Here is a 24,988-nt window from a genome sequence, read left to right on the forward strand (position 1 = left end):
GCCTACAGCGGCGGGGCGGGGTCCCGGCGCTCCTCGACGTACGGCTGGGCGGCCGGGGCGGCGACCACCTGGCGGCGGCGTCCCCAGATCAGCCCGGTCATGACGAGCCCCAGCACGCCGGCGCCCATCAGGATCCAGCCGACCACGTCGAGGTCGACGCCGGCGACGGTGGCGTCCATGGCGAAGGTGAAGATCGCGCCGACCGCGATCAGGAAGATGCTCGTTCCCATTCCCACGACAGCCTCCTTCGGGGGTGCGGTGTGCTGTCGACGGATCCAGTACCCCGGTGGCGAGCCGGACAATCCCGGTGGACGGGGGTGGGCGACGCCTGATCTTGGAATCGGGTACAGTTGGTGCCGTCACCGACACCGATCGGTGGCACGCGGACGTAGCGCAGCTGGTAGCGCATCACCTTGCCAAGGTGAGGGTCGCGGGTTCGAATCCCGTCGTCCGCTCGTGGTCTTTCCCGCCGGGGGAGACCGTCGCCGGAGCCGGTGATTCCGGTTCGGCCCCACGGGCGATTGGCGCAGTGGGAGCGCGCTTCCTTGACACGGAAGAGGTCACTGGTTCAAACCCAGTATCGCCCACCATCGATCATCGAAACGTCCGCTGCCGGCCCGGGGAACCCTCCCGGGCCGTACTCGTTGCGGCGTCGGCAGTCACACCTGGTCGACCAGGAGGTCGACCACCTCGTCGACGTCCCGGCGGGGGGTCGCCCACCCCGGTCGGCCGTAGCCGACCCGCAACACCATCTGCGGGGTCCCGAACCGGCCCAGGGACCGGCGCAGCACCTCCCGGGCACCCGGCACCTCGATCGGCTGGGACAGCAGGGACGCGGAGAGCCCGGCGTCGGTGGCGGTGAGCAGTACCCGTTGCAGGGCCTGCCCGGCGAGGATCTGGTCGACCCCGGTGTTGCCGGGGGCGCCGAGCACCGCCACCAGGGGCTCGGCCTCGAAATCCCGGCCGGGGGCGCGGTCGCGGTCGCCGAAGTCCCGGGCGGGTAGGAGGTCCTGGGGCTGGGACACCGGGCCACCGGCGTCGGCCGGGACCCCGTCGTCGGCCGGTCCGGTCCGTACCCAGTCGGCCAGTTCGGCCCGGTAGGCGGCCTCACGGTGCAGGACCCGGTGGGCGGTGTGCGCGATCTCGGCGAACGCGTTGACCGCGCTGACCCCGATCACCAGTTCCAGCCAGCACTGTTCGGCCCGGGCCGCCTCGCCGAGCCGCCACCGCAGGTCGGCCGGGACCGGGTCGGGTCGGAAGGGGGTGCGGTTGCTGAACCGTCGGGGCACCGCCGCGTGCAGGGTCCGCTGCGCCGGGGTCGGCGGGCGGGGGCGGTCCGGCACCAGGCGGGCCACCACCTCCGGGTCGTTCGGGTACGGGCGCAGCCGTACCCGGGCCGGTCGGCCCGCCACTGCCAGCGACAGCCGCAGGTTGAACAGGGCGGCCCCGCAGGAGAGCCGGGCACCCCAGCCGGACGGGTCGGTCACCGCCAGGCGACGCAGGGGGTCGACCGCCACCTCGATCCCGCCGTCGTGCAGACGGAACCGCCACGGCTGGGTGTTGTGCAACGACGGCGCGCGGACGGCGTCCCGGACTGCGGCCCGCAGGTGTTCGACAGTGAACCCGGTGTCCATGGTGAGGCTCCCTTCCACAGTCACGGTGCCCCGTACGGGCCGGTGGCGGGCAGGGCCGGACGTCCCGTCGTACCGGGTCCCACCGCGGGTGTCGGACGGGGGGCCGGGACCTTCGGCCCGTGCGGAGCCGCTGGCGGCCGGGTAGAAACGAGGAATGATCCGGGTGTTCCTTCTCGACGACCACGAGGTCGTCCGGCGTGGCCTGGCCGACCTGTTGACCAGCGGCGGCGACATCGAGGTGGTCGGCGAGTCCGGCTCCGCCCCGGAGGCGGCCCGCCGTATCCCGGCGCTCCGGCCCGACGTGGCCATCCTCGACGCCCGGCTGCCCGACGGCAACGGCATCGACGTGTGTCGGGACGTCCGGGCGGTCGACTCGTCGATCAAGGGCCTGATCCTCACCTCGTACGAGGACGACGAGGCGCTCTTCGCCGCGATCATGGCCGGTGCCGCCGGGTACGTCCTCAAGCAGATCCGGGGCACCGACCTGGTGGACACGGTGCGGCGGGTGGCGGCCGGGCAGTCGCTGCTCGACCCGGCGATCACCACCCGGGTGTTGGAGCGGATCCGCAACGGTGTGGAGCAGCCCCGGGAGTTGAAGTCCCTCACCGAGCAGGAGCGACGGATCCTGGAGTACGTCGCCGAGGGGCTGACGAACCGGGAGATCGCCGGACGGATGTTCCTGGCCGAGAAGACGGTGAAGAACTACGTCTCCAGTGTGCTGGCCAAGCTGGGGCTGGAACGTCGTACCCAGGCGGCGGTCCTGGCCACCCGGCTGCTGGGGCAGCGCCCCTGACGGGTGGCCGGTGCCGCGCCGCCGGTCAGAGGGGGACGCTCCAGTGCAGGACGGTCCCGTGCGGGTCGGCCGGGGTCACTGTGAACTCCCCGCCGTGGCGCTGCGCGCGTTCCCGGAGGTTGACCAGTCCGCTGCGGGCGGCGGAGGGGTCCATTCCGATCCCGTCGTCGGCGACCGTCACCGTCAACGCGCCGTCGGTGACCGCCACCGCCACCGACACCCGGTCGGCCTCGGCGTGGCGTACCGCGTTGGAGAGGGCCTCGCGGAGCACCGCCGTCAGGTCGGGACGGACCGCGTCGGGCACGGCGCTGTCGATCGGGCCGGTCAGTTCCAGGGCCGGGCGGTGCCCCAGGGCCGGGGTGGCGGCGGCGACCGCGTCGCGGATCTCGGTTCGCAGTTCGGCGCTCATCGGGGTACGCAGCTCGAAGATGGTCCGCCTGATGTCGCGGATGGTGGCGTCGAGGTCGTCGACGGCGGCGTTGACCCGTCTGGTGACCTCGGGGCGGGTGCTCATCGGGGCGGCGCTCTGTAGTTGCAGGCCGGTGGCGAAGAGCCGCTGGATCACCACGTCGTGCAGGTCCCGGGCGATGCGTTCCCGGTCCTCCAGGACCACGAGGAGTTCCCGTTCCTCCTGCCCCCGGGCGCGTTCCATGGCGAGTGCGGCCTGCCCGGCGAAGCTGCCCAGCAGCGCCACGTCGTCGTCGGAGGTGATCTGGACGCCCCGCTCCGGGGCGTGGGCGATGACCAGGACGCCGTGCAGGGTGTCGGCGGCGGCCAGGGGGGAGATCAGGGCGGGGCCGGTGGTGACCGGCACCGGCCAGGGGGCCGCCTCGGCCAGGTTGGCCAGCAGTTCGTGGCGGCGGTCGGTGACCGACCCGGCGAAGGTGGTCTCGGCGGCGGGCATCACCGTGCCGACCAGGTCGAAGGCGTGCTCGTCGGCGCCGTCGACCACTTCGACTGTGAACTGGCCGGCGTCCTCGTCGTAGAGGAGCACCAGCGCCAGTTCGGCTTCGGCCACCTCCCGGGCCCGCCGGGCGACCAGGGTGAGGGCGTCGGTACGCCGGACCTCGCCGAGCAGCACCGAGGTGATCTCGGCGGTGGCGGCCAGCCAGCGTTCCCGACGGTGGGCGAGCGCGTAGAGCCGGGCGTTCTCGATGGCGACCCCGGCGGCGGCGGCGAGCGCCACCACGATCTCCTCGTCGTCCTCGGTGAACTCGGCGGCACCCTGCTTGTCGGCGAGGTACAGGTTGCCGAAGGCCTGGTCGCGGATGCGGACCGGGACGCCGAGGAAGCTGTGCATCGGGGGATGGTTGGCGGGGAAGCCGTACGAGCGGGGGTGTTGGGTGATGTCCGGCATGCGCAGCGGGCGGGGGTCGTCGATCAGCAGGCCGAGGACGCCCCGCCCGTGCGGGAGGTCACCGATCCGGGCGCGGAGGTCGTCGTCGATGCCGTGCACGATGAAGTCGTGCAGCATCCGGTCGGGGCCGATGACGCCGAGCGCGCCGTAGCGGGCTCCGGCCAGCTCGCAGGCGGACCTGACGATCCGTTCCAGGGTGCTGCGCAGGTCGAGGTCGGTGCTGATGCCGACCACCGCGTCGAGTAGCGCCCGCAGGCGTTCCCGGCTGGCCACCACCTCGCCGACCCGGTCGAGCATCTCCTGGAGGAGTTCGTCGAGGCGGACCCGGGACAGGGGGCTCAGACCCAACGACGGGGTGGTGTGGTCGTGGTCCGAGTCGGGTGCGGTGGTGGGCACCGGGGGATGTTACCGCCGGTCACCCGCTGAGATGAGGTGACGACGCCGGAACGTGAGCAGGTGTTCGTTCCGTCGACCGGTCACCTCTGCGGGTCGCGGACCGCCGAGGTGTCGACGGTCTGGGTGGCGGGCAGCCTCGGGGTGTGCGGTGGCCCGGCGTGCTCCGGGTCGGCCAGCCCCATCCGCAGCGCCAGGTACGGGTACCCGAGGTCGGCGAGGAGCTGCCGCAGGGTCTGCCGGGTGCCGGGCATCTCCACCACCCCGGAGAGCGGGACCAGGGACACCCCGAGCCGGGTGGCGGTCAGCCAGGCGGCGGAGAGCGCCTCCCCGGCCCGCAGCCAGTCGACGGGTTCGTCCTCGTCGCCGTAGAGCACTCCGTACCGGGCGGCCCGGTCGTGTCCCGGCCCGACCGGCAGGGTGCCGGGGCGGCCGAAGTCACGGCCAGGGACCGTGGTCTGCGGGGTCTGTTCGGGCAGCACCTCCGGGGGTAGCCCGGTGCCGGTGTCGGCCCGGCTGGTCCAGTAGGCGAGTTCCTCGCGCAGTTGCGGGTCCTCGGCTTCGACGGTGTCGGCGTGGGAGGCGGTGGCGGCGAGCGCCAGGACCTGGTCGCGGTCGAGGACGTGCAGGTGGACCCCTTCGGCGGTGGCGGCCTGGACGATCTCCTCGACGGCGGCGTCGGGTACCGGGTCCTCGCTGACCGGCCGCCGGTCGGTGTGTCGGATCCGCATGCACTGCACGGCCCGCATCGCGGCCGGGTCGGCGCCGTCGTGCCGCAGGGCGGTCAACCGGGCCAGCAGGTCCGGCCGGTCCGGGTCGGGCAGGCGGTCGACGACGGGCGTCCAGCCCTCGGCGGCCAGCGCCACCCGGGCGTGGTGCAGGGCGGCACCGCAGCTGAGGGCGAGCAGTCGACCCTGCGGGTCGGTGGCGGTGAGCTGCCGGTCGGCGACGGCGTGCAGGTCCAGGGAGTCGGGTCGGACCTGCCACCGCCACGGCTGGGTGTTGTGCACCGACGGGGCGTGGCCTGCCGTCGCGGCGGCCTCGGTGAGGGCGTCGACGAGCGAGCGGTCGGTGCCCGGTGTCTGGTGGCTCATCGTCACGACCCTTCCGTTTCTGCCTTCGTGCCCCGGCGTGCGGTCGCGTCGGGGCGTCTCCATGGTCGCCGACCGGTGACGGCGTTCGCAGGGGAGAACGGTCCACCGGCACCGGGTCCTTCGACCCGAGTCGACGGGGCGTCCACGGTGCCCGATGGTGGCGGTGCAGGGACCTGCCTGCTGTCGCTGTTCCCCGAACCGTCCCGGTCACTCCGCCGGTCGGCGGATCACGGCGACCGGGCAGGGTGCGTGGTTGATCATCTGTTGGCTGACCGACCCGAGCAGCATCCCGCGCAGCCCGCCGCGACCCCGGGTGCCCACCGCGACGACCTGCGCGCCCCGGCCAGCCGCCTGCAGCAGGGCACCGGGGCTGCCGGCGCTCACCTCGACGTCGACGTGTACCTGCGGGTGGCGGTCCCGCCAGGGGGCCAGGGCCTCGTCGGTGTCGGCCCGTTCGACGGTGGTGGCCTCTTCGGCGTCGAATCCCTGGGTGCGGTACTGCATCGGCGACCAGGCCCGGACGACCCGGAGGGGGACGTCCAGCCCGGCGGCGCGTTCCACTGCCCAGCCGAGGGCCGGCAGCGACCCGGGTGAACCGTCGAAGCCGACGACGACCGGGGCGCGGGTCGGGGCGGGGCGTTCGACGTCCTGGCGGACGATCACCACCGGGCATTCGGCGTGGGCGCTGACGGTGACGGCGGTGGAGCCGACCAGCAGGCCGCTGAACCCGCCGCGTCCTCGGCTGCCCAGCACCAGGAGGGCGGCCCGCGCGGACCGTTCCGACAGGACGAGGGCGGTCGGGCCGTCGAGGACGTCGCCCTGCACCCGCAGGCCGGGCCGCCGGGCGGCGGCCTCCGCGGCGTCGTGTCGGACCTGCTGTTCGACCTCCCGGCGGGCGGTCTCGTCCGGCCACGGCCCGGGGGTGGTTCCGGGGCCGAGCCAGTCGGTGACGGTCAACCACTCGAAGACGTACGCCAGGCGGACCGGACGTCCGCTGCGGGTCGCCTCGTCGAGGGCCCAGTCCAGGGCGACACGGGCGTCGGCCGATCCGTCGTAGCCGACCACGATCTCCTGGTCGTCCATGGGTCCTCCCGGTCTGCTCAACGCCTCGGTCTCCCCGGTCTGCTCAACCGTTCGTCGGGTTGGTCTCGCGGACCCAACGCCACTCGGCGACCCGGGGGTCGTCCTCGCCGTACCGGCGGGTGTGGTCGCGGCACGCCTGGCGGGCGTCGACCATCTCCTGACGCAGGTGGGCGGTGCGGACGGCCAACCCGGGCACCCGGTCGAGGACGTCGATGACCAGGTGGAAACGGTCCAGGTCGTTGAGCATCACCATGTCGAAGGGGGTGGTGGTGGTGCCCTCCTCCTTGTATCCGCGGACGTGCAGGTTGCCGTGGTTGGTCCGGCGGTAGGTCAACCTGTGGATCAACCACGGGTAGCCGTGGTAGGCGAAGATCACCGGTCGGTCGGTGGTGAAGATGGTGTCGAACTCGTCGTCGGGCAGGCCGTGCGGGTGCTCCGAGGGGGGTTGCAGCCGCATCAGGTCGACCACGTTGACCACCCGTACCCGCAGCTCCGGCAGGTGCCTGTGGAGCAGGTCCACGGCGGCGAGGGTCTCCAGGGTCGGTACGTCCCCGGCGCAGGCGAGCACCACGTCCGGTTCGGTGCCGGTGTCGTTGCCGGCCCACTGCCAGATCCCCAGGCCGCGTCGGCAGTGCTGGATCGCCTCGTCCATGGTCAGCCAGTTCGGTGCCGGTTGCTTGCCGGCCACCACCACGTTGATGTAGTGCCGGCTGCGCAGGCAGTGGTCCATGGTGGAGAGCAGGGTGTTGGCGTCCGGGGGCAGGTAGACCCGGACCACCTCGGCCTTCTTGTTGACCACGTGGTCGATGAACCCGGGGTCCTGGTGGGAGAAGCCGTTGTGGTCCTGCCGCCAGACGTGGCTGGAGAGCAGGTAGTTCAGTGAGGCCACCGGCTGCCGCCAGGGGATCGTCCGGGTCACCTTCAGCCACTTGGCGTGCTGGTTGACCATCGAGTCGACGATGTGGACGAACGCCTCGTAGCTGGTGAAGACGCCGTGCCGGCCGGTCAGCAGGTACCCCTCCAGCCAGCCCTGGCACAGGTGCTCGGAGAGGACCTCCATGACCCGGCCGTCGGGGGAGAGGTGGTCGTCGCCGGCCACCGTCGTACCGACGAACGCCCTGTCGGTCACCTCGAACGCCGCCCCGAGCCGGTTGGAGGCGACCTCGTCGGGGCCGAACAGCCGGAACGTCAGGGGGTTGGCGGTGATCACGTCGCGGATCCAGGGACCGAGCGCCCCGGTCGCCCCGGCCGCCGGCTGGCCGGGGGTGGGCACCTCCACGGCGTAGTCACGGAAGTCCGGCAGGGCGAGGTCGCGTAGCAGGCTGCCGCCGTTGGCGACCGGGTTGGCGCTCATCCGGCGGGCGCCGGTCGGCGGCAGGGCGGCGAGTTCGGCGACGGGGGCGCCGGCGGTGTCGAACAGCTCCTGCGGGCGGTAGCTGCGCAGCCAGCGTTCCAGCTCGGCGAGGTGTTCCGGGTTCTGGCGGACTCCGGCGACGGGGACCTGGTGGGCGCGGTAGGTCCCCTCGACCTGCACGCCGTCGACCTCCCGGGGTCCGGTCCAGCCCTTCGGGGTCCGGAGGATGATCATCGGCCAGCGGGGTCGTCCCCCGTCGCCGCCGGTGCGGGCCCGGTGTTGGACGGCGGCGATCTCGTCGACGACCCGGTCCAGGGTGGCGGCGAGGCTCTGGTGGACCGTCGTCGGATCGTCGCCCTCCACCAGGTACGGCTGGTAGCCGTAGCCGCGCATCAGCTGGTGCAGGTCGTCGGGCCCGATCCGGTCCAGCACCGTCGGGTTGGCGATCTTGTACCCGTTGAGGTGCAGGATCGGCAGGACCGCCCCGTCCCGGGCCGGGTTGAGGAAGACGTTCGACAGCCAGCTGCCGGCCAGCGGGCCGGTCTCCGCCTCCCCGTCGCCGATCACGCAGGCCACCAGCAGGTCCGGGTTGTCGAACGCCGCCCCGTAGGCGTGGCTGAGGGCGTACCCGAGTTCGCCGCCCTCGTGGATGGAGCCCGGCACCTCCGGTGCGACGTGGCTCGGGATGCCCCCGGGGAAGGAGAACTGGCGGAACAACCGGGCCATGCCCGCCCCGTCGCGGCTCACCGAGTGGTACAGCTCGCTGTAGGTCCCCTCCAGCCAGGTGTTCGCCACCAGCGCCGGCCCGCCGTGCCCCGGGCCGGTGACGAAGACGGCGTCCAGGTCACGTCGCACGATGACCCGGTTGAGGTGGGCGTAGAGCAGGTTCAACCCGGGGCTGGTGCCCCAGTGCCCGAGCAGGCGGGGCTTGACGTGTTCGGGGCGCAGCGGTTCGCGCAGCAGCGGGTTGTCGAGCAGGTAGATCTGCCCGACGGTCAGGTAGTTCGCCGCCCGCCAGTACGCGTCCAACCGGTACAGCTCGTCGGAGGTCAGCGGGGAGGGCGGGTCCAACGCGGCGTCCATGCCGGGTCAGCCCCTTCCGGGTACGGAGTCGGTCAACCCCCGGACCACGAGCACCGGGGCCGGTGAGTGGTAGATCAGCGTCTGCGCGACCGGGCCGAGCATCCCCCGCCGGGGCTCGTCGCCCCGCGCGGCGACCACTGTCAGCTGCGCCGAGCGGGACTGTTCGACGAGGACCGTCTCGGCGTCGCCGTGGACGGTGTGGCACTCGACGGCGACCGCCGGGTACCGCTGCCGGTACCCGGCGACGATGTCGGCCAGATCCTCTCCGGTGTCGGCGGGCCGGTCCGGTTCGATCACCCGGACCGCCAGGACCCGGGCGGACCTGTTGGCCGCGCAGTCGAAGGCGAAACCGAGCGCGGCCCGGGAACTCGGCGAGCCGTCGACCCCCACCAGCAGCGGCCCCTGCGGGGGCGGGTCCCGGCGGACCACCAGGACCGGGCAGTCGGCGCGGGCGGCCACCTGCACCGCCGGGGTGTCCGCCGGTACGCACCGGCCGCAGTCGATCATGCCGCCGTCGCCGACGGCCACCAGGAACGCCGACGCCGACCGGCGGATCAGCGCCACCACCGCGTCGCCTTCGACGATCTCCTCGGCGACGGGCAGCGCCGAGCTGACCTGGTGGGCGACGACGAGAGCGCGGTCGATGATCTGTTCGGCCTCGGCGCGGGGGCCGATCGTGGTGGGCTGGGGCGTCGAGGCGGCCCAGTTGAAGGCGTGCAGCAGGGCCAACGCCCGGCCGTGCGTGACGGCCTCCTGCGCGGCCAACCGGACCACCGGAAGGTCCTCCCCGGTCGTACCGATCCCGGCCACGACCGCCGCCGACCCGTCGCGTGCGGACATCCGGCATCACCTCCCGGGGCGCCGCTGCCTCTCAGCCGAGCCTACCCCCGCAGGCCCCCGGCGGCGGCGGTTCCGGTCGGAGTGCCGAACCCGCCCGGGTGCTGCACACTGGCGCGGTGACAGGTGGACAGGACGCCGGAACCGGGCCGGGACCCCGGTCGGCAGTGGTGGTCAACCCGGCCAAGGTGACCGACCTCGACGACCTTCGGCAGACGGTCGACGCGGCCCTGACCGGGGCCGGCTGGCCGGCCCCCCGGTGGTACGAGACGACCCCCGAGGACCCGGGGCGGGGACAGACCGAGGAAGCGGTCGCGGCCGGTGCCGAGGTGGTCTTCGCCTGCGGCGGCGACGGTACGGTGATGTCCTGCGTCAGCGCGCTGGTCGGCACCGACGTGGCGCTCGCCGTCCTGCCCCAGGGCACCGGCAACCTGCTCGCCGCCAACCTCGGCCTCTCCGTCGACCTGCCCGCCGCGTTGGAGGTCGCCGTGGAGCGCGGCCGGCGTCGACTGGACGTCGGAGCGGTGGAGGACCGCTACTTCACGGTGATGGCCGGGATGGGCTTCGACGCCAAGATGCTGGCCGACACCTCCGAGACGACGAAGGCGCGCATCGGGTGGCCGGCGTACGTGGTGGGGGCGCTGCGCAACCTGCGCGACCGGCCGATGCGGGTCACTGTCACCATCGACGACCGGCCCCCGCTGCGCCGTCGGGCCCGGTCGGTGCTGATCGCCAACGTGGGTCGACTCCAGGGCGGGGTACGCCTGCTCCCCGACGCGAAGCCCGACGACGGCTGCCTCGACGTCGCCGTGCTCACCCCGCACAGTCTGCGCCACTGGGTCGCCCTGGGCTGGGCTGTCGTACGCCGCCGGGAGCGGGTTCCCCGGATGGAGGTGTACCGGGGGCGCCGGATCGAGATCACCAGCAACCGGGCCGAGCCCCGGGAACTCGACGGTGACCTGATCGAGCCGGGGCGGTCCCTGCGTGCCGAGGTCCGGCCCGAGGCGCTGTGGCTGTGCGTACCCCAGCCGCAGGAGGCACCGGACCTGAGCACCGACGCGGAGGCCGCGAGCGAGCGGGGGGAGGAGCTGATCGAGGAGACCCGCAGTGAGTAGCACCCGCCTGGTGCCGGAGACCCGGCTGATGCCCGACGAGGAGCTGTCCGCCGACGACGCCTGGCACACCCTGCGTCGGCACGGCGGGTGGGCGTTGCTGCGCGACGCCTTCGTCAGGTTCCGCTACGGCGACGGGTTCAGCCACTCCCGGGCCTTCGGTCTCCAGCTCTGCCTGGCCGTGGTCCCGTTCCTCATCGCCCTCACCGGTCTGATCAGTGAACTCGGCGTCGAGGAGGGTGGGGAGGTCGTCGCGGACACGGTGCTGGCGCTGACCCCCGGCGCGAGCGAGGAGATGGTCAAGGAACTGCTCGGCGAGGGGGAGCGCACCGAGCGCGCCGGTGAGCTGGCGCTCACCCTGGGCCTGATCACCGGGCTGTTCGCGTTGACGAGCACGATGGCGCAGATCGAGCGGGGCGCCAACCGGATCTACGGGGTGGAGCGGGACCGCCCCGCCCTCTGGAAGTACCTGCGCGCCGCTGCGCTGGCCGTCGCCGCCGGTCTGCCGGCCCTCGTCGGTTTCCTGATCCTGGTCGGCGGCGGGCCGATGGGTGACTCGGTGCAGCGGCACTACCGGTGGGGCAGCGGCCTCGACGCCGGTTGGGACGTGATCCGGTGGCCGCTGAGCCTCGGACTGACGGTGATCGCGGTCGCGGTCCTGTTCCGGTACGCGCCCCGCCGCCGACAGCCCGGACTGTCCTGGTTGTTCTTCGGGGCCGGGACCGCCACCGTCCTGTGGTGGCTGGCCAGCCTCCTGCTCGCCGCGTACGTGGCGTTCAGCGACGGGTTCGGACAGACCTACGGGGCACTGGCCGGGATGATGGCGCTGCTGCTCTGGGCCAACCTCACCGGGATGGCGCTCTTCGGCGGGCTGGCCTTCGCCGCCCAGTTGGAGGCGCTGCGCATCGGGGTACGGGAACCGGCCCGACCCGACCTGTGGCGGCCGGAGATCCGACGGGCCAACCTCGACGACACCGGTGAGATGACAGCCCTGTGACCCCGCCGCGCCGTCCTGGTGTATCGAAGGCGGGCATCGGGTATTGCGCGGCACGCCAAGTCGTGTGAGGGAGGCTGCCGTGACCGGGGTCAAAGAGCTGCTGCGGCGGCCACTGGGACATTTCACCGAACGAAGTCTCCTCGGACTCCTGGTGATCCTCGGGGCCGGTGTCGGGTTCGGACTCCTGTTGGTCCTGGTCCGGGTCGAGTGGCAGCCCCTGTACGACGTCGACCACGGACTCGCGGCCCGGCTCAACGAGCTGGTGGCACCGATCGGTCCACTCGTGACGGTCCTGACGGCGATCACCGACCTGGGTGGCCGCCCGGTGATCATCTGGCTGGTCAGCGTGGCGGTGGTGGGCCTGCTGATCCGTCGGCAGGGCCGCCTGGCCGTCTACGTGATCGTCACCGGGCTCGGCGCGCTGATCCTCGATCCGTCGCTGAAGACCCTCGTCGACAGGTTCCGCCCCGAGGTGGAGGTCCCGATCGGCACCTTCGCCGGGCAGAGCTTCCCCAGCGGACACGCCCTGGGCTCGATGGTGGCCTACGGTGCGATCCTGCTGGTCTTCCTCCCGGCGATGGCCCCCCGGTGGCGTAAGCCGGCGATCGCCCTGACCGGGTTGGTGGTCTTCCTCATCGGCTTCACCCGGGTCGCTCTCGGCGTCCACTTCCTCTCCGACGTGCTCGGGGCCTGGCTGCTCGGCGCGGCGTGGCTGGGCGTGACCGCGTACGCGTTCCGGCTGTGGCGTCTGGAACGGGGGCGACCGGTGGCGCACCTGACCGAGGGGTTGGAGCCGGAGGCGGCCGGCGACGTGGCCCTGGCCCCGGAGGAGGAGAAGCTGCTCCCGCACACCCGCGCCGGGATCGCCGAGCTGGTCGTCGGCTGGGTGCTGGTGTTCGGGATGCTCTACGGCTTCGGCATGTACGTCAGCTACTACGCCGGAGGCACCTTCTTCGAGACCCTCGACACCGACGTCCCCGCCTGGTTCGACGCCCAGCGCACCCCCTTCGGCGACGACGTCAGCTACTGGTGGAGCAAGGTCGGTGACACCCACGCCATTCTGCTGATCTCCATGGTGTTCTGCCCCCTGGTGCTGGCGGTGTGGCGGCGGTGGCGACCGGTGCTGTTCGTCGCGCTGACCATGTTCGGCGAGCTGACCCTCTTCCTCGCCACGGCCGCCGCCGTGGACCGGCCCCGGCCGCCGATCGAGAACCTGGACGGCCCGATGCCGACCTCGTCGTTCCCGTCCGGCCACATCGCCGCCACCCTGTGTCTCTGGGTGGCCGTCGCGGTCGTCGTCTTCCCCCGTACCGACAGGTGGTGGCGGTGGGTCTTCGTGGGCCTGGCGGTGGTCATGCCGGTCGGGGTGGCGATCTCCCGGATGTACCGGGGCATGCACCACCCGACCGACTTCATGGGTGCGATGCTGCTCACCGCCGCCTGGATCGGCCTGCTCTGCTGGGTGGTCCGCCCCAACGCCGACGTCGACGAGGGCAACCAGCCGGCCATCGAGTCCGAGGACGTGGACACCCTCGACGACGAGTTGGCCAAGGCCGCCCACCCGCACTGAGCCGACGACCACCGGGCGGACGTGATGTCGACTGCGATGACCTGGAACATCAGTGCCGGGTCGGCCGCTGCCGGGCGGGCGTGATGTTGACGGTGATGACCTGGAACATCCGGACCGGTGGGCGGGACGCCGACGGCGGGACCGGGCGACTGGACGCGGTCGCCCGGGTGGTCGAAGCCCACCGCCCCGACCTGCTGGCCCTGCAGGAGCTGCGCGGGTTCGAACGGGACGACCAGGCCCGGCGGTTCGCCTCGGCGATCGGGATGCGGTTGTACCCGGCCCGCAGCCTCTTCGGGCAACCGGTGGCCGTGGCGGTCCGCCCCCCGTTACGGGTCCTCACCGTCGCCCCGCTGCGTCGGCCGTTCCACCACGCCGCCCAGCGGGTCACCGTGGCCACCACAGCCGGTCCCCTGACCGTCCTGGCCGCCCACCTGGACCCGTACTCGGGGACCCGTCGGCTGGTGGAGGCGGGATGGCTGGCCGCCGCCGTCCGCCGCGCCCCGGGGGAGTGGGCGCTGCTCGCCGCGGACCTCAACACCCTCGACCCGGACACCGACCACACCGCCCGGGTGGCGGGGCTGCCGACCGCGTACCGGCGTCGTCACCTGCGCCGGGACGGGCGGACGGTGGAGACCCGGGCGACCGCCCGCCTCGCCGCCGCCGGCCTGGTCGACCTGTACCCGGCCCGGAACCCGGGAGACCCCGGCCAGACGGTCCCGACGACGGCAGGTGGGGGAGCCGAGTTCACGGGCGGCATGCGCCTGGACTACCTGTACGCCACCGCGTCCCTGGCCCGCCTGGCCACCACCGTCACCGTCCTGCGCGGCGGCGACACCGAATGGGCCTCCGACCACTACCCCCTACGAACCACCCTCACCCTCCACCCCTGACCCCCACCCCGCCCCCGGTCCCGCCCCCGACCCCGCCCCCGGCCCCGCCCCCGGCCTCGGCCTCGGGTGCGTTGATCAAGGGATTTGCGTCAGGTTCCAGGCCGGATCTGACGCAAATCCCTTGATCAACCACTCGGACCGACCCCGGGGGGAAGGGGCGGGTGGGGGGTGGGAGAGGGGAGGGGTGGGTGGAGAGTAGGGGTGGGGAGTGGGGGTGGGGGTGGGGATTGGGGTGGTTAGAGGAGGGTGTTGACGAGGATGGTGAGGAGGATGGAGGCGAGGATCGAGAAGAGGATCATGCCGAGGCAGCCGAGGCCGCCGCCGAGGAATCGGATCTCCGTGTTGCCGACGCGCATGGTGGTCTCCCGGGAGGGCGAGGGGGCGGACAGGGCAGCGCCTGCGCAACGGGGTCGGGTCAGAGCCGCCGGAGCCGGGGCAGGAGTTCCTCGCGCGCCCAGTCGAGGAACATCGGCTGACTGTCCCCGCCCACCTGCACGATCGCCACGTGGGTGAAGCCCGCCTCGACGAACTTGGCGAACGCCTCGACGTGCCGGTCGACGTCCGGGCCGCAGGAGACGCCCTCGGCCACGTCCTCCTCGCGGACGAACCGGGTCGCCGCGGCGAACGCCTCCGGGTTGGGCAGGTCGGCGTTGACCTTCCAGCCGTTGCCGAACCAGCGGAACTGGTCGTGCACGGTCTTGCGGCACTCCGCCTCGTCCGGCCCGTAGCAGATGGCCACCTGACCGAACCGGGGCTGGCCCATGCCGCCCGCCTCGTCGTACATCTCGATGATGCGCCGGTCGGGTTCGGTGGCGATGATGCCGTTGCCGTACTCGGCGGCGAGGGTCGCCGAGGACCGCCCGGAGGCCGCGATCGCCAGCGGTACGGGGCGCTGCGGCCGGTCCCAGACGTAGGCGTCGGGGACGTCGAAGTGGTTGCCGGAGAAGGTCAACGTCTCGCCGTTGAGCAGCGGACGGATGATCTGGAGCGCCTCCTCGAACATCTCGTGCCGCTGCTGCACGTGCGGCCAGCCGCCGACCACGTGCTCGTTGAGGTTCTCCCCGGCACCCAGTCCGAGGGTGAACCGGCCGTCCGACAGCACCCCGACCGTGCTCGCCTTCTGGGCCACCACGGCCGGGTGGTAGCGCCGGATCGGGCAGGTCACGAAGGACATCAGCTCGGCCCGGGAGGTGGCGTGGGCGACGGCTCCCAGCACCGACCAGGCGTACGGTGAGTGCCCCTGCGAGTCGAGCCACGGGTAGTAGTGGTCGGACATGACCAGCTGGTCGAAGCCGGCCGCCTCCGCCCGTACCGCGTGGTCGACCAGCTGCTTCGGGCCGGCCTGCTCGCACATGAGGGTGTAGCCGACGGTCACCATCTCGGGCGCTCCTCACTCGACTCGATCGCCGACGACTCGTCTCGTGGGCGACGCAACGTCCTCGGATACCCCCGGCTCCGCCGGTCAACCCACCCGGGCGGGACACGCCGCCGCCGGTCCGCTCCCCGCCGGTCCGCTCCCCGCCGGTCCGCTCCCCGCCGGTCGCCGTCCGGGTTGCGCAGTGTCCGCTTGACGTGATGGACGTCGATGGATAAGGTTCGGGCTTAACCGGTTCAGTCGGGTTGGCGGACATCCTTGTGGTGGGGATGGCGCGCCTGTGGCGGCTCGTCACCCTGGGTCGTCACAGGCCACACCGCGTCGCAGACCCGAGCGTGTGAACCGGTTGCCCGGCCGCCGGCAGTCGATGCCGCGTCCGCCGGAGCCGGACGGTGGCTGTCGGGCTGCAGCCGCCGGCCCCTGTCACGACCGCACCCCCACCTGGGCACCGGGGGACCCGTCCCTGAGGAATGCCATGAAGAAACGTCTGATCACCGCCGGGATCGCGCTGTTCGCGCTCCTGGCCGGAATCCTCCTCGTCGGTCAGCCGGCCCGCGCCGCCGCCGGTTTCACCGTCTCCGACGGCAAGCTGTACGACGCCAACGGCAACGAGTTCGTCATGCGGGGCGTCAACCACGCCCACACCTGGTACCAGCAGCAGACCAGTTCGTTCGCCAACGTCAAGGCCCTCGGCGCCAACACCGTCCGGGTGGTGCTCGCCAGCGGCCAGCGCTGGACGAAGAACGAGACCGCCGACGTGGCCAACGTGGTGTCGCTGTGCAAGGCCAACCGCCTGATCTGCGTCCTGGAGGTGCACGACACCACCGGGTACGGCGAACAGGCCGGCGCGGCCACCCTGAGCCAGGCGGTCGACTACTGGATCAGCGTCCAGAGCGCCCTGACCGGCCAGGAGAAGTACGTCATCGTCAACATCGGCAACGAGCCGTACGGCAACCAGAACTACGGCACCTGGGCCACCGACACCGCCAACGCGATCAAGCGGCTGCGGACCGCCGGGTTCGCCCACACGATCATGGTCGACGGTCCGAACTGGGGTCAGGACTGGTCGTTCACGATGCGCGACAACGCGGCGTCGGTCTTCGCCGCCGACCCGCAGCGCAACACCGTCTTCTCGATCCACATGTACGGCGTCTTCGACACCGCCGCCGAGATCAGCGACTACCTGGGCCGGTTCCGGACGGCGAAGTTGCCCATCGTGGTGGGCGAGTTCGGTCACAACCACTCCGACGGTGACCCGGACGAGGACGCCATCCTGTCGTACGCCCAGGCCAACCGGATCGGCTGGCTGGGCTGGTCGTGGAGCGGCAACGGCGGCGGGGTGGAGTACCTCGACCTGGCGGTGAACTTCGACCCGGCCAACCTCAGCAGTTGGGGGCAGCGCCTGTTCAACGGGGCCAACGGCATCAAGCAGACCGCCCGCGAGGCGTCGGTCTACACCGGCACCCCGCCGACCACGCCCCCCACCACCCCGCCGACGACTCCGCCGACCCCGCCGCCGACGACCCCGCCGACCAGTCCGCCGGCCGGCATCGGGTGCACCGCTACGTACTCGGTGACCGGTCAGTGGCAGGGCGGCTTCCAGGGCGACGTCAAGGTCACCGCCGGGGCGTCGCCGATCAGCTCCTGGGTGGTCCGCTGGACGTACGCCAACGGCCAGACCGTCAGTCAGGCCTGGAACGCCACGGTGACCAGCAGCGGCTCCACGGTGACGGCCGGCAACGTGTCCTACAACGGTCGACTCGCCGCCGGTGCCAGCACCAGCTTCGGCTTCATCGGCACCTGGAACGGCTCCAACCCCGTCCCCACCCTCTCCTGCAACGCCACCTGACACCTGACCCCCGGGTGACGATCACGGGGTCGGCGGTTCGCACCGTCGACCCCGTGATCACCGGAACGGGCCGCGTCAGGTGGCCGGGGTGAGCTCCAGGACGAGGGTCTGTTCGGGGTGCAGGGCCGGAGGCCGCAGGCCCAGGGTGGCCAGGGCGGCCCCGGTCAGGACCACCCCGTCGTCGGTCGTCAGCCAGCCCGGAGCGTCCCGTTGCAGGACCGCCGGGCCGGGCACCCCCTCGGCCGGTCGGACCAGGTAGCGGCGGTCCGGGTCCAGCCCGGGCAGGCGTACCGGGACGGGGACCCGGGTCGTCGAGGTGGCCAACCGGGCGATCGCGTACACCGCCGCCGAACGGTCGGGCGCGACGACGCCGTACACCCAGACCGCCGGGTCCGGATGGTCCACCCGGACCGTCCGGCCGGAGTGCAGCAACGGCCGGAGCCGCTTGTGCAGGGCGACCCAGGCGGCCAGCTCGGCCCGGTCGACGGGCCCGACCGCTGTGAGGTCCCACTCGATCCCGGTGTGGCCGAAGAGCGCCGTCGCCGCCCGGAAGCCCAGGTCGTGCCGACGGCCGGTGGTCTTCGACCGCTCCGGACCGACGTGCGTGCCGATCAGCTCCGGCGGGAGCAGCAACCCCGTCCACCGCTGGACGGGCAGCCGCTCCAGGGCGTCGTTGGTGTCGCTGGCCCAGACCCGGTCGGTGCGACGCAGGATCTCCAGGTCGACCCGGGCCCCGCCGGAGGCGCAGCTCTCGATCTCCACCCCGGGGTGCCGGCGTCGCAGCTCGTCCAGGAGCCGGTACACCGCCAGGGTCTGTGCCCGTACCGCCGGGCGGCCCCGGTGACCCGCCTCGGTCAGGTCCCGGTTGTGGTCCCACTTCAGGTACGCGATCTTCGGATACTCGGTCAGCAGCCCGTCGAGCCGGTCGAGCACGAACCCGTACGCGTCCGGTTCGACGAGGTCGAGGACCTGCTGGTGACGCCAGGACGGGGGGAGCCGCCCGGGGACCCGGAGCACCCACTCGGGGTGGCTGCGGAACAGGTCGGAGTCCTCGCTGACCATCTCCGGTTCGACCCAGAGCCCGAACTCCATCCCCAGCCCGGTGACGTGGTCGACCAACGGGTGCAGCCCGTCGGGCCAGACGGTGTCGTCGACGTACCAGTCGCCGAGCCCGGCCCGGTCGTGTCGGCGGCCGGTGAACCAGCCGTCGTCGAGGACGAACCGCTCCACACCCACCTCGGCGGCGACGTCGGCGAGCGCTGTCAGCCGGGTCAGGTCGTGGTCGAAGTAGACGGCCTCCCAGACGTTCAGGGTCACCGGTCGGGGCGTACCCGGGTGCTGCGGGCGGGACCGCAGGTGGGTGTGCAGGACCGCGCTGATCCCGTCCAGCCCCTCGGTGGAGTGCACCGCGTAGAGCAGGGGGGTGGCGTACTCCTCGCCCGGGGCGAGCCGTACCTCCCCGGGTGCCGGCAGCTCACCGCCGCCGAGGGTGGACTCCCCGGTCGGCTGCCGTTGGGCGAAGGTGACGTGGTCGCCGCTCCACGCGGTGTGCACCGCCCACACCTCGCCCCGGCCGAAGGTGAACCCGGGCTCCCCGGCGACCAGCAGCAGTGTCGCGTCGTGCCCGGTCCGCCCGTGCCGGCCCTCCCGGACCCAGGTCCCCATCTGCCACGGGTGCCGCTGCGGGCTCCGTTCCCGACACCACCGGCCGGTCAGGTCGAGCAGTTCGGTGGCGACCGCCGGGACCGGCAGCACCGGGGCCAGCTCCCGCACCTCGTACGCGGTGGTGCCGTCGTTGCGGACCCGGTGGCGGACGGTCAGCAACCCGGTCGGGTCCAGGTCCAGGTCGACGGTGAGGGTCAACGCGGCGTCCGGGTCGACGGCCCGGACCCGTATCCGGGCGGTCCGCTCCGGCTCGTCCGTGACGTCCACGTCGACCAGCCGGAACGCGGTGGACCAGGCGGTGCCGTCGCGGTGACCGGCGAGACCGGGCCGGCCGCCCCACCCGGCGCTCGCCTCCGGCAGCAGGGAGAGCACCGTGGGGGCGTCGAAACCACTCGGTACGACGGGCGGGCGGACCGCCCCGACGAGTGCGGTGAGGTCGGCGCCGGTGACCGGACCCAGGTCCGCACCCCAGTGCACGATCCGGGGCAGACCCTCGCCGCGACAGTCGAGCACCAACCGGGTGGCGCCCCGGCTCAGGTGAACAATGGTCATCGGGCCACTGTCCGCCACGCGGTGGACCGACGATTGACGGGGGTCGGTCCGGGTGCCAGGCTCAGCGCACATGGGGATCTGGCACTCCGACGGACTGCGGTTCGGTGCGGACTACAACCCGGAACAGTGGCCGGAGTCGACCTGGGCCGAGGACGTGGAGCTGATGCGCCAGGCCGGGGTCAACCTGGTCTCCGTCGGGATCTTCTCCTGGGCGCTGCTGGAACCCACCCCCGACCGGTACGAGTTCGGCTGGCTGGACCGGGTCCTGGCGCTGCTGCACGACGGGGGGATCGCCGTCGACCTGGCCACCGCGACCGCCAGTCCACCACCCTGGCTGGCCCACCGGCACCCCGAGACGCTGCCCCGACGCGCCGACGGGACCCTGCTGTGGCCCGGCGCCCGGCAGGCGTACTGTCCCAGCTCGCCGGTGTTCCGGCAGCGGTCCCTGGCGCTGGTCGAGGCGCTCGCCACCCGGTACACCGACCATCCGGCGGTGGTGATGTGGCACGTCTCCAACGAGTTGGGCTGCCACAACACCCACTGCTACTGCGACGTCAGCGCCGAGGCGTTCCGGGGCTGGCTGCGGGAGCGCTACGTCGACCTGGACCGGCTCAACGAGGCCTGGGGCACCGCCTTCTGGAGCCAGCGGTACCACGACTGGGCGGAGATCAACCCGCCCCGTACCGCCCCGACCTTCGTCAACCCCACCCAGCAGCTCGACTTCCTCCGGTTCTCCTCCGACGAGCACCGCGCGCAGCTGCGCGCCGAACGGGAGGTCCTGCACCGGCTGACCCGCCACCCGGTGACCACGAACCTCATGCTCGGTGACGGCGGACGGTACCTGGACTACCACAGCTGGGCCGACGACATGGACCTGGTCTCCAACGACCACTACCTGACCGCCGCCGACCCGCAGGCGCACGTCGGCCTGGCCCTCGCCGCCGACCAGACCCGTGGTGTCGCCGGGGGTGCGCCGTGGCTGCTGATGGAGCACTCCACGAGCGCGGTGAACTGGCAGCCCCGCAACCTGGCGAAGACCCCCGGGCAGCTGCGCCGCAACAGCCTCGCCCACGTGGCCCGGGGCGCCGACGGGGTGCTGTTCTTCCAGTGGCGGGCCTCCCGCGCCGGGGCGGAGAAGTTCCACTCCGCGATGGTCCCGCACGCCGGGACCCAGACCAAGGTCTTCCGCGAGGTCTGCCGGCTCGGTTCCGACCTGCGGGCCCTCGGGGAGGTACGCGGCAGCCGGGTCGACGCCGACGTGGCGATCCTGGTCGACGCCGAGGCCCGGTGGGGCGCCGAACTGGACGCCCACCCGACTGTGGACCTCGACTACGCCGAGCGGCTCCGTTCCTGGTACGACGCCTTCTGGCGGTGCGGCACCACAGTCGACGTGGTCCACCCCTCGGCCGACCTCACCGGTTACCGGCTCGTCGTGGTGCCCACCCTCTACCTGGTCCGCGACCCCGACGTCGACGCCCTGGACCGCTACGTCCGCCAGGGCGGGACCGTCCTCGTCACCTTCTTCAGCGGCATCGTCGACGAGCACGACCACATCCGCCTCGGCGGGTACCCGGGTGCGTTCCGGGACCTCCTCGGGGTCCGCACCGAGGAGTTCTTCCCGCTGGGCGAGGGGGAGCGGGTCAACCTCGACGACGGTTGCACCGCCGACGTCTGGGCGGAACTGCTGCACCCCCTCGGCGCCGAGGTGATGTCCGGGTACGCCGACGGGCCGCTGGCGGGCGTACCCGCCGTCACCCGGCACCCGTACGGCTCCGGCGTCGCCTGGTACGTCGGTACCCGCCTCGACCGGGCGGGTACCGCCCGACTGGTGGCCCGCCTGGTCACCGAGTCCGGGGTGCAGCCGCCCGTGCCGAGCCCGTCCGGGGTGGAGGTGGTCCGCCGCCGCACCGACGGACGGAGCTGGCTGTTCGTGATCAACCACACGGAGCAGGACGTCACCGTGGGGGCCACCGGAATGGACCTGCTCACCGGGCGTTCCCACGACCCGGAGGTGACGGTCCCGGCCGGGGAGGTCGTGGTGATCCGCGAATCCTCCCCACCCGAGGGATGAAACATCCGGATCGGATGGCGGTGGTCACCTCCCCGGCGTTGAACTCTCTGCGCGGGTGCTCGTAATCCCTGGTGAGCCGCGCAACCGCTGCGGCCCGATCGAGCGGAGAACCGAATGAGCCCGTCCCCCACGAGGTCGGGGAGCCAGGACATGCCCGGACCCAGCCACAACTACGGCAACTACCAGCAGCACGGTGGACCCGGCCAGAGCGGGGACCCGTCCATGGCGGAACTGCCCACCTACGACCAGGCTCAGTACGACCAGGATCCCGACGCGCAACGACGGGCGGCGCAGATCGCCGAGACTCGCCTCGCGTTCGCTCGGCCGGCTCCCGCCTCCCGGCAGACCGAGGACACGACCCCCGCCTACAAGGAACCCGACGTCTACGACGCGCAGCGGGACGCCTACCCCATGACCCCGCTGACCGCGAGGGATCCGGCCAGCAGGCGTCCGCCCGGCCGTTTCACCGACCTGCAGATGTCGGACAGCCCCCCGTCGAGCCCCACCCTGGAGCAGAACCCGTACGCCTCCTTCGCCGCCATGCGGGTGCCGACCCGGGGCGACACCCCCACGGCCTCCCACCGGTCCGGCTCCGGGCAACCCGGTGGCGCGACTGTCACCCCTGCTCATCTGGGGCGGCAGAACTCCGACCAGCAGCGGACTGCGGGTCCCCGTCAGTGACGCCGCCGGACGGTGTGACGCGAGGGAAACACTCCTTCCTGACACGCCGTGGTCGCTCACAGACACTTCACAGGGGGTCCCCCTAGGGTCGGTGAGCCATGGCCGGGTCCACGGTGGACCACGGCGTGCCTCGTACGGGAGTTTCGATGGTCTTCAAGAAGATGCTCAGTGCGTTCGGTGTGGGCGGTCCGAGTGTCGACACGGTCCTGGCCAATCCGAACACCCGTCCCGGAATGCCGCTCGACGGGCAGGTCAACATCGTCGGCGGGGACGCCGCCACCAACATCGAGCACATCACCCTCGGGCTGGTCACCCGGGTCGAGATGGAGAGCGGCGACAGCGAGTACGCCGGGACGATGGAGTTCCACCGGACGACCGTCAGCGGGCCTCTCCAACTCGCCCCGAAGCAGCAGATGTCCATCCCGTTCCAGCTGGTGATGCCCTGGGAGACCCCCATCACCGACGTGTACGGCCAGCGTCTGCACGGGATGACGATGGGTCTGCGTACCGAACTCGCCATCGCCCGCGCCGTCGACAAGGGTGACCTGGACCCGGTGGCCGTGCACCCGCTGCCGGTGCACGAGAGGATCCTGGAGGCGTTCCTGGCGCTCGGGTTCCGGTTCAAGAACGCCGACCTGGAGCGGGGGCACATCCGGGGCGTCAACCAGACTCTGCCCTTCTACCAGGAGATCGAGTACTTCGCGGCCCCGCAGTACGCGCAGAACATCACCGAGGTCGAACTGACCTTCGTCACCAACCCGCACGGCGTCGACGTCGTCCTGGAGTGCGACAAGCGGGGCGGGTTCCTGCGCCCCGGGCACGACGTCTTCGGCCGGTACTCGGTGCCGCACAGCGACGCCGAGCGCGGCGACTGGGTCCAGGTGGTCGACGGCTGGCTCCAGGAGACCACCGCCACCTTCGGCAACCTCCGCGCCCAGTACGGCGCCCCGGGCGGCTACGGCGCCCCCGGCTACCCGGCCCAGGCCGGATACGGTGCCCCGGGCTACCCGCAGCAGGCCGGGTACGGCGCGCCCGGCTACCCCCCGCAGCAGCCCGGGTACGGCGCCCCGGCCGGGTACGGCGCTCCCGGATACCCCGCGAAGGCCGGGTACGGTGCCCCGGGCTACCCGCAGCACCAGCAGGGCCGTGGCGGCGGCGTCGGCATGGGCGGCGTGGTGGCCGGAGCGGCGATCGGCGCTGTCGGCGGCATGGTCGTCGGCGGCATGGTCGCCGACGCGTTCGACGGTGACGACGAGGACGGCGGCGGCGACGACTTCGCCGGTGGCGACGACTTCGGCGGCGAGGAGTAACCCGCCGCCGACGTGGCCGGTGCATGTGGGGTGTGCCGGTCACGCGACGGCGGTGTGGCGGGGCGTCGACGTGGACCTCGGCGCTTCGCGTACGACGATGGCCTCCGGGGTGACCACCCCGGAGGCCATCGGTGCTCGCAGGTCAGTGCTTGCCCTTGCGCTCCCGACCGCTGCGGAAGTTGCTCCCGGCCTTGGCCAGGCCACGGCTACCCAGGTAGCCGAGAGTCAGCAGCGTGACGAAGAACCAGGCCTGCGGGGCGCGGAAGATGTCCACCCCCTGCGCGTTCTGACCGACCAGCTGCGAGGCGGCCAGCACACCTACCACGGCAGCGATGTAGACCCAGAACTCCGTGGTCGCGAAGGCCGGCTTGGTCTCCGTACCAGGAGAGATCATCGGCTGGCGGTGGCCGTCGTTCATGGCCGCCATCTGCCGGGTCTCCGCGTTCTGCATGGCCCGGTTCTGCGCCGGGTCCATCGAACGGGTCGGCATGTCCTGCATGGTCCGGTTGGCCGGCCTGGTGGATGCAGCCTGCGTGCTCATCTTGTCCTCCTCGGATGCGATGAGTGCGTCCTCCGCCCCGCTACCGTGTCCCTGCCACGGCACGGTCGACGTGCTCGGCGGCGGCACGTCGGGTCTACCCGAGGCCCCGGGGAAGGTAACCGCCCCCACCCCCACCAATACCCCCCGCCCCGGGGAAGGGAGAGGTGCCGGTGGAGATGGCCTCCCTCTGCACACCGCCGTGGGCAGCGCCCGCACCCGCACCGCGAGGCGTTCGCCGAGGTTTGGCGGGGGTGGGGGCGGGCAGGCGGGGGGTTGCCGACACTTCTGCGAGGTGATCGTGGTGCGTGAGGACGACACGATGCGGGCATCCGCCCGCAAGGCCGAGGACCGGATTCTCGGGGACCAGTACGGCGCGGGGGCGCTCGACGAGGTCACCGTCCCCCAGACCGACGTGGAACGGGTGATTCAGGACGTCGACCCCGGTGACCCCGCCGACGTACCGATCGACCCGGAGGTGCTGCGTGACGGTGGACCCACCCGAGGCCAGGGCGCGGTGACCACCACCGGGGGGACCGCCGGGCCGGCGAGCGTCCGGCGGGTCGCCCGGCAACCGGAGCAGCACCCCGGGCGGGTGGCGCCGACCACCACCGGGGACGCCACCACGGGGGGCATGAGTACGCCGGCCGGCGGTCCGACGAGCGACCAGTCCTCGTCGGCCGGTCAGGTCGGCGGGTTCACCGACGACTGAGCCCCGGACACCCACCCGCCCGTCCGGCTCCGCCCCGG

20 protein-coding genes and 2 tRNA genes are annotated in these 24,988 nt (G+C 72.5%); 12 read left to right on the forward strand and 10 right to left on the reverse strand.

Annotated features, from left to right (window positions below; translation table 11 throughout):
- Positions 1–2: 2 nt before the first annotated feature.
- On the reverse strand, positions 3–230 hold the full coding sequence (locus WHN02_RS12130) for a DUF6458 family protein (RefSeq protein ID WP_434743930.1): 228 nt from the start codon (positions 228–230) through the stop codon (positions 3–5).
- A gap of 152 nt (positions 231–382) precedes the next feature.
- Between WHN02_RS12130 and WHN02_RS12135 the strand changes: the two genes are divergently transcribed.
- Together WHN02_RS12135 and WHN02_RS12140 are read left to right on the forward strand one after the other, a co-directional pair.
- A tRNA-Gly gene (locus tag WHN02_RS12135) sits at positions 383–455 on the forward strand.
- A 60-nt stretch (positions 456–515) separates the two neighbouring features.
- Positions 516–590, forward strand: a tRNA-Val gene (locus WHN02_RS12140).
- A gap of 69 nt (positions 591–659) precedes the next feature.
- On the opposite strand, the gene WHN02_RS12145 is transcribed toward WHN02_RS12140, so the two are convergent.
- On the reverse strand, positions 660–1,634 hold the full coding sequence (locus tag WHN02_RS12145) for an Acg family FMN-binding oxidoreductase (protein WP_434743399.1): 975 nt from the start codon (positions 1,632–1,634) through the stop codon (positions 660–662).
- Between the two features lie 154 nt (positions 1,635–1,788).
- Between WHN02_RS12145 and WHN02_RS12150 the strand changes: the two genes are divergently transcribed.
- Positions 1,789–2,427, forward strand: a complete 639-nt coding sequence (locus WHN02_RS12150) for a response regulator (RefSeq protein ID WP_434743400.1) — start codon at positions 1,789–1,791, stop codon at positions 2,425–2,427.
- A 25-nt stretch (positions 2,428–2,452) separates the two neighbouring features.
- On the opposite strand, the gene WHN02_RS12155 is transcribed toward WHN02_RS12150, so the two are convergent.
- The 5 genes from WHN02_RS12155 to WHN02_RS12175 all read right to left on the reverse strand — a co-directional run bounded on the left by WHN02_RS12155 (position 2,453) and on the right by WHN02_RS12175 (position 9,631).
- Complete coding sequence (locus WHN02_RS12155; RefSeq protein ID WP_434743931.1) at positions 2,453–4,126, reverse strand: GAF domain-containing protein; 1,674 nt, start codon at positions 4,124–4,126, stop codon at positions 2,453–2,455.
- A gap of 134 nt (positions 4,127–4,260) precedes the next feature.
- Positions 4,261–5,271 carry an Acg family FMN-binding oxidoreductase gene (locus WHN02_RS12160; RefSeq protein ID WP_434743401.1) on the reverse strand — a complete coding sequence of 337 codons (1,011 nt, stop codon included), beginning with the start codon at positions 5,269–5,271 and terminating at the stop codon, positions 4,261–4,263.
- A gap of 207 nt (positions 5,272–5,478) precedes the next feature.
- Positions 5,479–6,354, reverse strand: a complete 876-nt coding sequence (locus WHN02_RS12165; RefSeq protein WP_434743402.1) for a universal stress protein — start codon at positions 6,352–6,354, stop codon at positions 5,479–5,481.
- A 43-nt stretch (positions 6,355–6,397) separates the two neighbouring features.
- Positions 6,398–8,791: a phosphoketolase family protein gene (locus WHN02_RS12170; protein WP_434743403.1), complete on the reverse strand. Its 2,394-nt coding sequence runs from the start codon at positions 8,789–8,791 to the stop codon at positions 6,398–6,400.
- A gap of 6 nt (positions 8,792–8,797) precedes the next feature.
- Entirely contained in the window at positions 8,798–9,631 is an 834-nt protein-coding gene (locus WHN02_RS12175) for a universal stress protein (protein ID WP_434743404.1), read from the reverse strand.
- Between the two features lie 116 nt (positions 9,632–9,747).
- Here WHN02_RS12175 and WHN02_RS12180 point away from each other — a divergent pair, with 116 nt between their 5' ends.
- The 4 genes from WHN02_RS12180 to WHN02_RS12195 all read left to right on the forward strand — a co-directional run bounded on the left by WHN02_RS12180 (position 9,748) and on the right by WHN02_RS12195 (position 14,197).
- A complete protein-coding gene (locus tag WHN02_RS12180) occupies positions 9,748–10,743 on the forward strand; it encodes a diacylglycerol/lipid kinase family protein (protein ID WP_434743405.1) in 996 nt (331 codons plus the stop codon).
- Entirely contained in the window at positions 10,736–11,737 is a 1,002-nt protein-coding gene (locus tag WHN02_RS12185) for a YihY/virulence factor BrkB family protein (protein ID WP_434743406.1), read from the forward strand. Before WHN02_RS12180 ends, WHN02_RS12185 begins: the two co-directional genes overlap by 8 nt.
- 79 nt (positions 11,738–11,816) lie before the next feature.
- Complete coding sequence (locus tag WHN02_RS12190; RefSeq protein WP_434743407.1) at positions 11,817–13,307, forward strand: phosphatase PAP2 family protein; 1,491 nt, start codon at positions 11,817–11,819, stop codon at positions 13,305–13,307.
- A 95-nt stretch (positions 13,308–13,402) separates the two neighbouring features.
- Complete coding sequence (locus WHN02_RS12195; RefSeq protein WP_434743408.1) at positions 13,403–14,197, forward strand: endonuclease/exonuclease/phosphatase family protein; 795 nt, start codon at positions 13,403–13,405, stop codon at positions 14,195–14,197.
- A 415-nt stretch (positions 14,198–14,612) separates the two neighbouring features.
- Here the strand turns inward: WHN02_RS12195 and WHN02_RS12200 are convergent, their stop codons facing one another.
- Complete coding sequence (locus WHN02_RS12200; protein ID WP_434743409.1) at positions 14,613–15,575, reverse strand: TIGR03557 family F420-dependent LLM class oxidoreductase; 963 nt, start codon at positions 15,573–15,575, stop codon at positions 14,613–14,615.
- A 472-nt stretch (positions 15,576–16,047) separates the two neighbouring features.
- Between WHN02_RS12200 and WHN02_RS12205 the strand changes: the two genes are divergently transcribed.
- A complete protein-coding gene (locus WHN02_RS12205) occupies positions 16,048–17,421 on the forward strand; it encodes a cellulase family glycosylhydrolase (protein ID WP_434743410.1) in 1,374 nt (457 codons plus the stop codon).
- Between the two features lie 75 nt (positions 17,422–17,496).
- Here the strand turns inward: WHN02_RS12205 and WHN02_RS12210 are convergent, their stop codons facing one another.
- Positions 17,497–19,638, reverse strand: coding sequence for an alpha-galactosidase (locus tag WHN02_RS12210; RefSeq protein ID WP_434743411.1), 2,142 nt, complete (start codon positions 19,636–19,638; stop codon positions 17,497–17,499).
- Positions 19,639–19,708: 70 nt separating this feature from the next.
- Between WHN02_RS12210 and WHN02_RS12215 the strand changes: the two genes are divergently transcribed.
- The 3 genes from WHN02_RS12215 to WHN02_RS12225 all read left to right on the forward strand — a co-directional run bounded on the left by WHN02_RS12215 (position 19,709) and on the right by WHN02_RS12225 (position 23,700).
- Entirely contained in the window at positions 19,709–21,709 is a 2,001-nt protein-coding gene (locus WHN02_RS12215) for a beta-galactosidase (protein ID WP_434743412.1), read from the forward strand.
- A 150-nt stretch (positions 21,710–21,859) separates the two neighbouring features.
- Positions 21,860–22,390, forward strand: coding sequence for a hypothetical protein (locus WHN02_RS12220; RefSeq protein ID WP_434743413.1), 531 nt, complete (start codon positions 21,860–21,862; stop codon positions 22,388–22,390).
- A gap of 146 nt (positions 22,391–22,536) precedes the next feature.
- Complete coding sequence (locus WHN02_RS12225; RefSeq protein ID WP_434743414.1) at positions 22,537–23,700, forward strand: sporulation protein; 1,164 nt, start codon at positions 22,537–22,539, stop codon at positions 23,698–23,700.
- Positions 23,701–23,842: 142 nt separating this feature from the next.
- Here WHN02_RS12225 and WHN02_RS12230 read toward each other — a convergent pair whose 3' ends face one another.
- Positions 23,843–24,241, reverse strand: coding sequence for a hypothetical protein (locus tag WHN02_RS12230; protein ID WP_434743415.1), 399 nt, complete (start codon positions 24,239–24,241; stop codon positions 23,843–23,845).
- A gap of 301 nt (positions 24,242–24,542) precedes the next feature.
- Between WHN02_RS12230 and WHN02_RS12235 the strand changes: the two genes are divergently transcribed.
- Complete coding sequence (locus WHN02_RS12235; RefSeq protein ID WP_434743416.1) at positions 24,543–24,950, forward strand: hypothetical protein; 408 nt, start codon at positions 24,543–24,545, stop codon at positions 24,948–24,950.
- Positions 24,951–24,988: the final 38 nt, after the last annotated feature.

Origin of the sequence: Micromonospora sp. SH-82 (assembly GCF_051132485.1) — a bacterium.
Taxonomy (GTDB): domain Bacteria; phylum Actinomycetota; class Actinomycetes; order Mycobacteriales; family Micromonosporaceae; genus Micromonospora.

Bases quoted from the DNA above. Each gene is read 5' to 3' on its own strand.
- WHN02_RS12160 (WP_434743401.1), bottom strand. From the start codon at position 5,271: ATGAGCCACCAGACACCGGGCACCGACCGCTCGCTCGTCGACGCCCTC.
- WHN02_RS12215 (WP_434743412.1), top strand. From the start codon at position 19,709: ATGGGGATCTGGCACTCCGACGGACTGCGGTTCGGTGCGGACTACAAC.
- WHN02_RS12210 (WP_434743411.1), bottom strand. From the start codon at position 19,638: ATGACCATTGTTCACCTGAGCCGGGGCGCCACCCGGTTGGTGCTCGAC.
- WHN02_RS12225 (WP_434743414.1), top strand. From the start codon at position 22,537: ATGGTCTTCAAGAAGATGCTCAGTGCGTTCGGTGTGGGCGGTCCGAGT.
- WHN02_RS12230 (WP_434743415.1), bottom strand. From the start codon at position 24,241: ATGAGCACGCAGGCTGCATCCACCAGGCCGGCCAACCGGACCATGCAG.
- WHN02_RS12145 (WP_434743399.1), bottom strand. From the start codon at position 1,634: ATGGACACCGGGTTCACTGTCGAACACCTGCGGGCCGCAGTCCGGGAC.
- WHN02_RS12170 (WP_434743403.1), bottom strand. From the start codon at position 8,791: ATGGACGCCGCGTTGGACCCGCCCTCCCCGCTGACCTCCGACGAGCTG.
- WHN02_RS12165 (WP_434743402.1), bottom strand. From the start codon at position 6,354: ATGGACGACCAGGAGATCGTGGTCGGCTACGACGGATCGGCCGACGCC.
- WHN02_RS12220 (WP_434743413.1), top strand. From the start codon at position 21,860: ATGCCCGGACCCAGCCACAACTACGGCAACTACCAGCAGCACGGTGGA.
- WHN02_RS12195 (WP_434743408.1), top strand. From the start codon at position 13,403: ATGACCTGGAACATCCGGACCGGTGGGCGGGACGCCGACGGCGGGACC.
- WHN02_RS12205 (WP_434743410.1), top strand. From the start codon at position 16,048: ATGAAGAAACGTCTGATCACCGCCGGGATCGCGCTGTTCGCGCTCCTG.
- WHN02_RS12200 (WP_434743409.1), bottom strand. From the start codon at position 15,575: ATGGTGACCGTCGGCTACACCCTCATGTGCGAGCAGGCCGGCCCGAAG.
- WHN02_RS12175 (WP_434743404.1), bottom strand. From the start codon at position 9,631: ATGTCCGCACGCGACGGGTCGGCGGCGGTCGTGGCCGGGATCGGTACG.
- WHN02_RS12150 (WP_434743400.1), top strand. From the start codon at position 1,789: ATGATCCGGGTGTTCCTTCTCGACGACCACGAGGTCGTCCGGCGTGGC.
- WHN02_RS12130 (WP_434743930.1), bottom strand. From the start codon at position 230: ATGGGAACGAGCATCTTCCTGATCGCGGTCGGCGCGATCTTCACCTTC.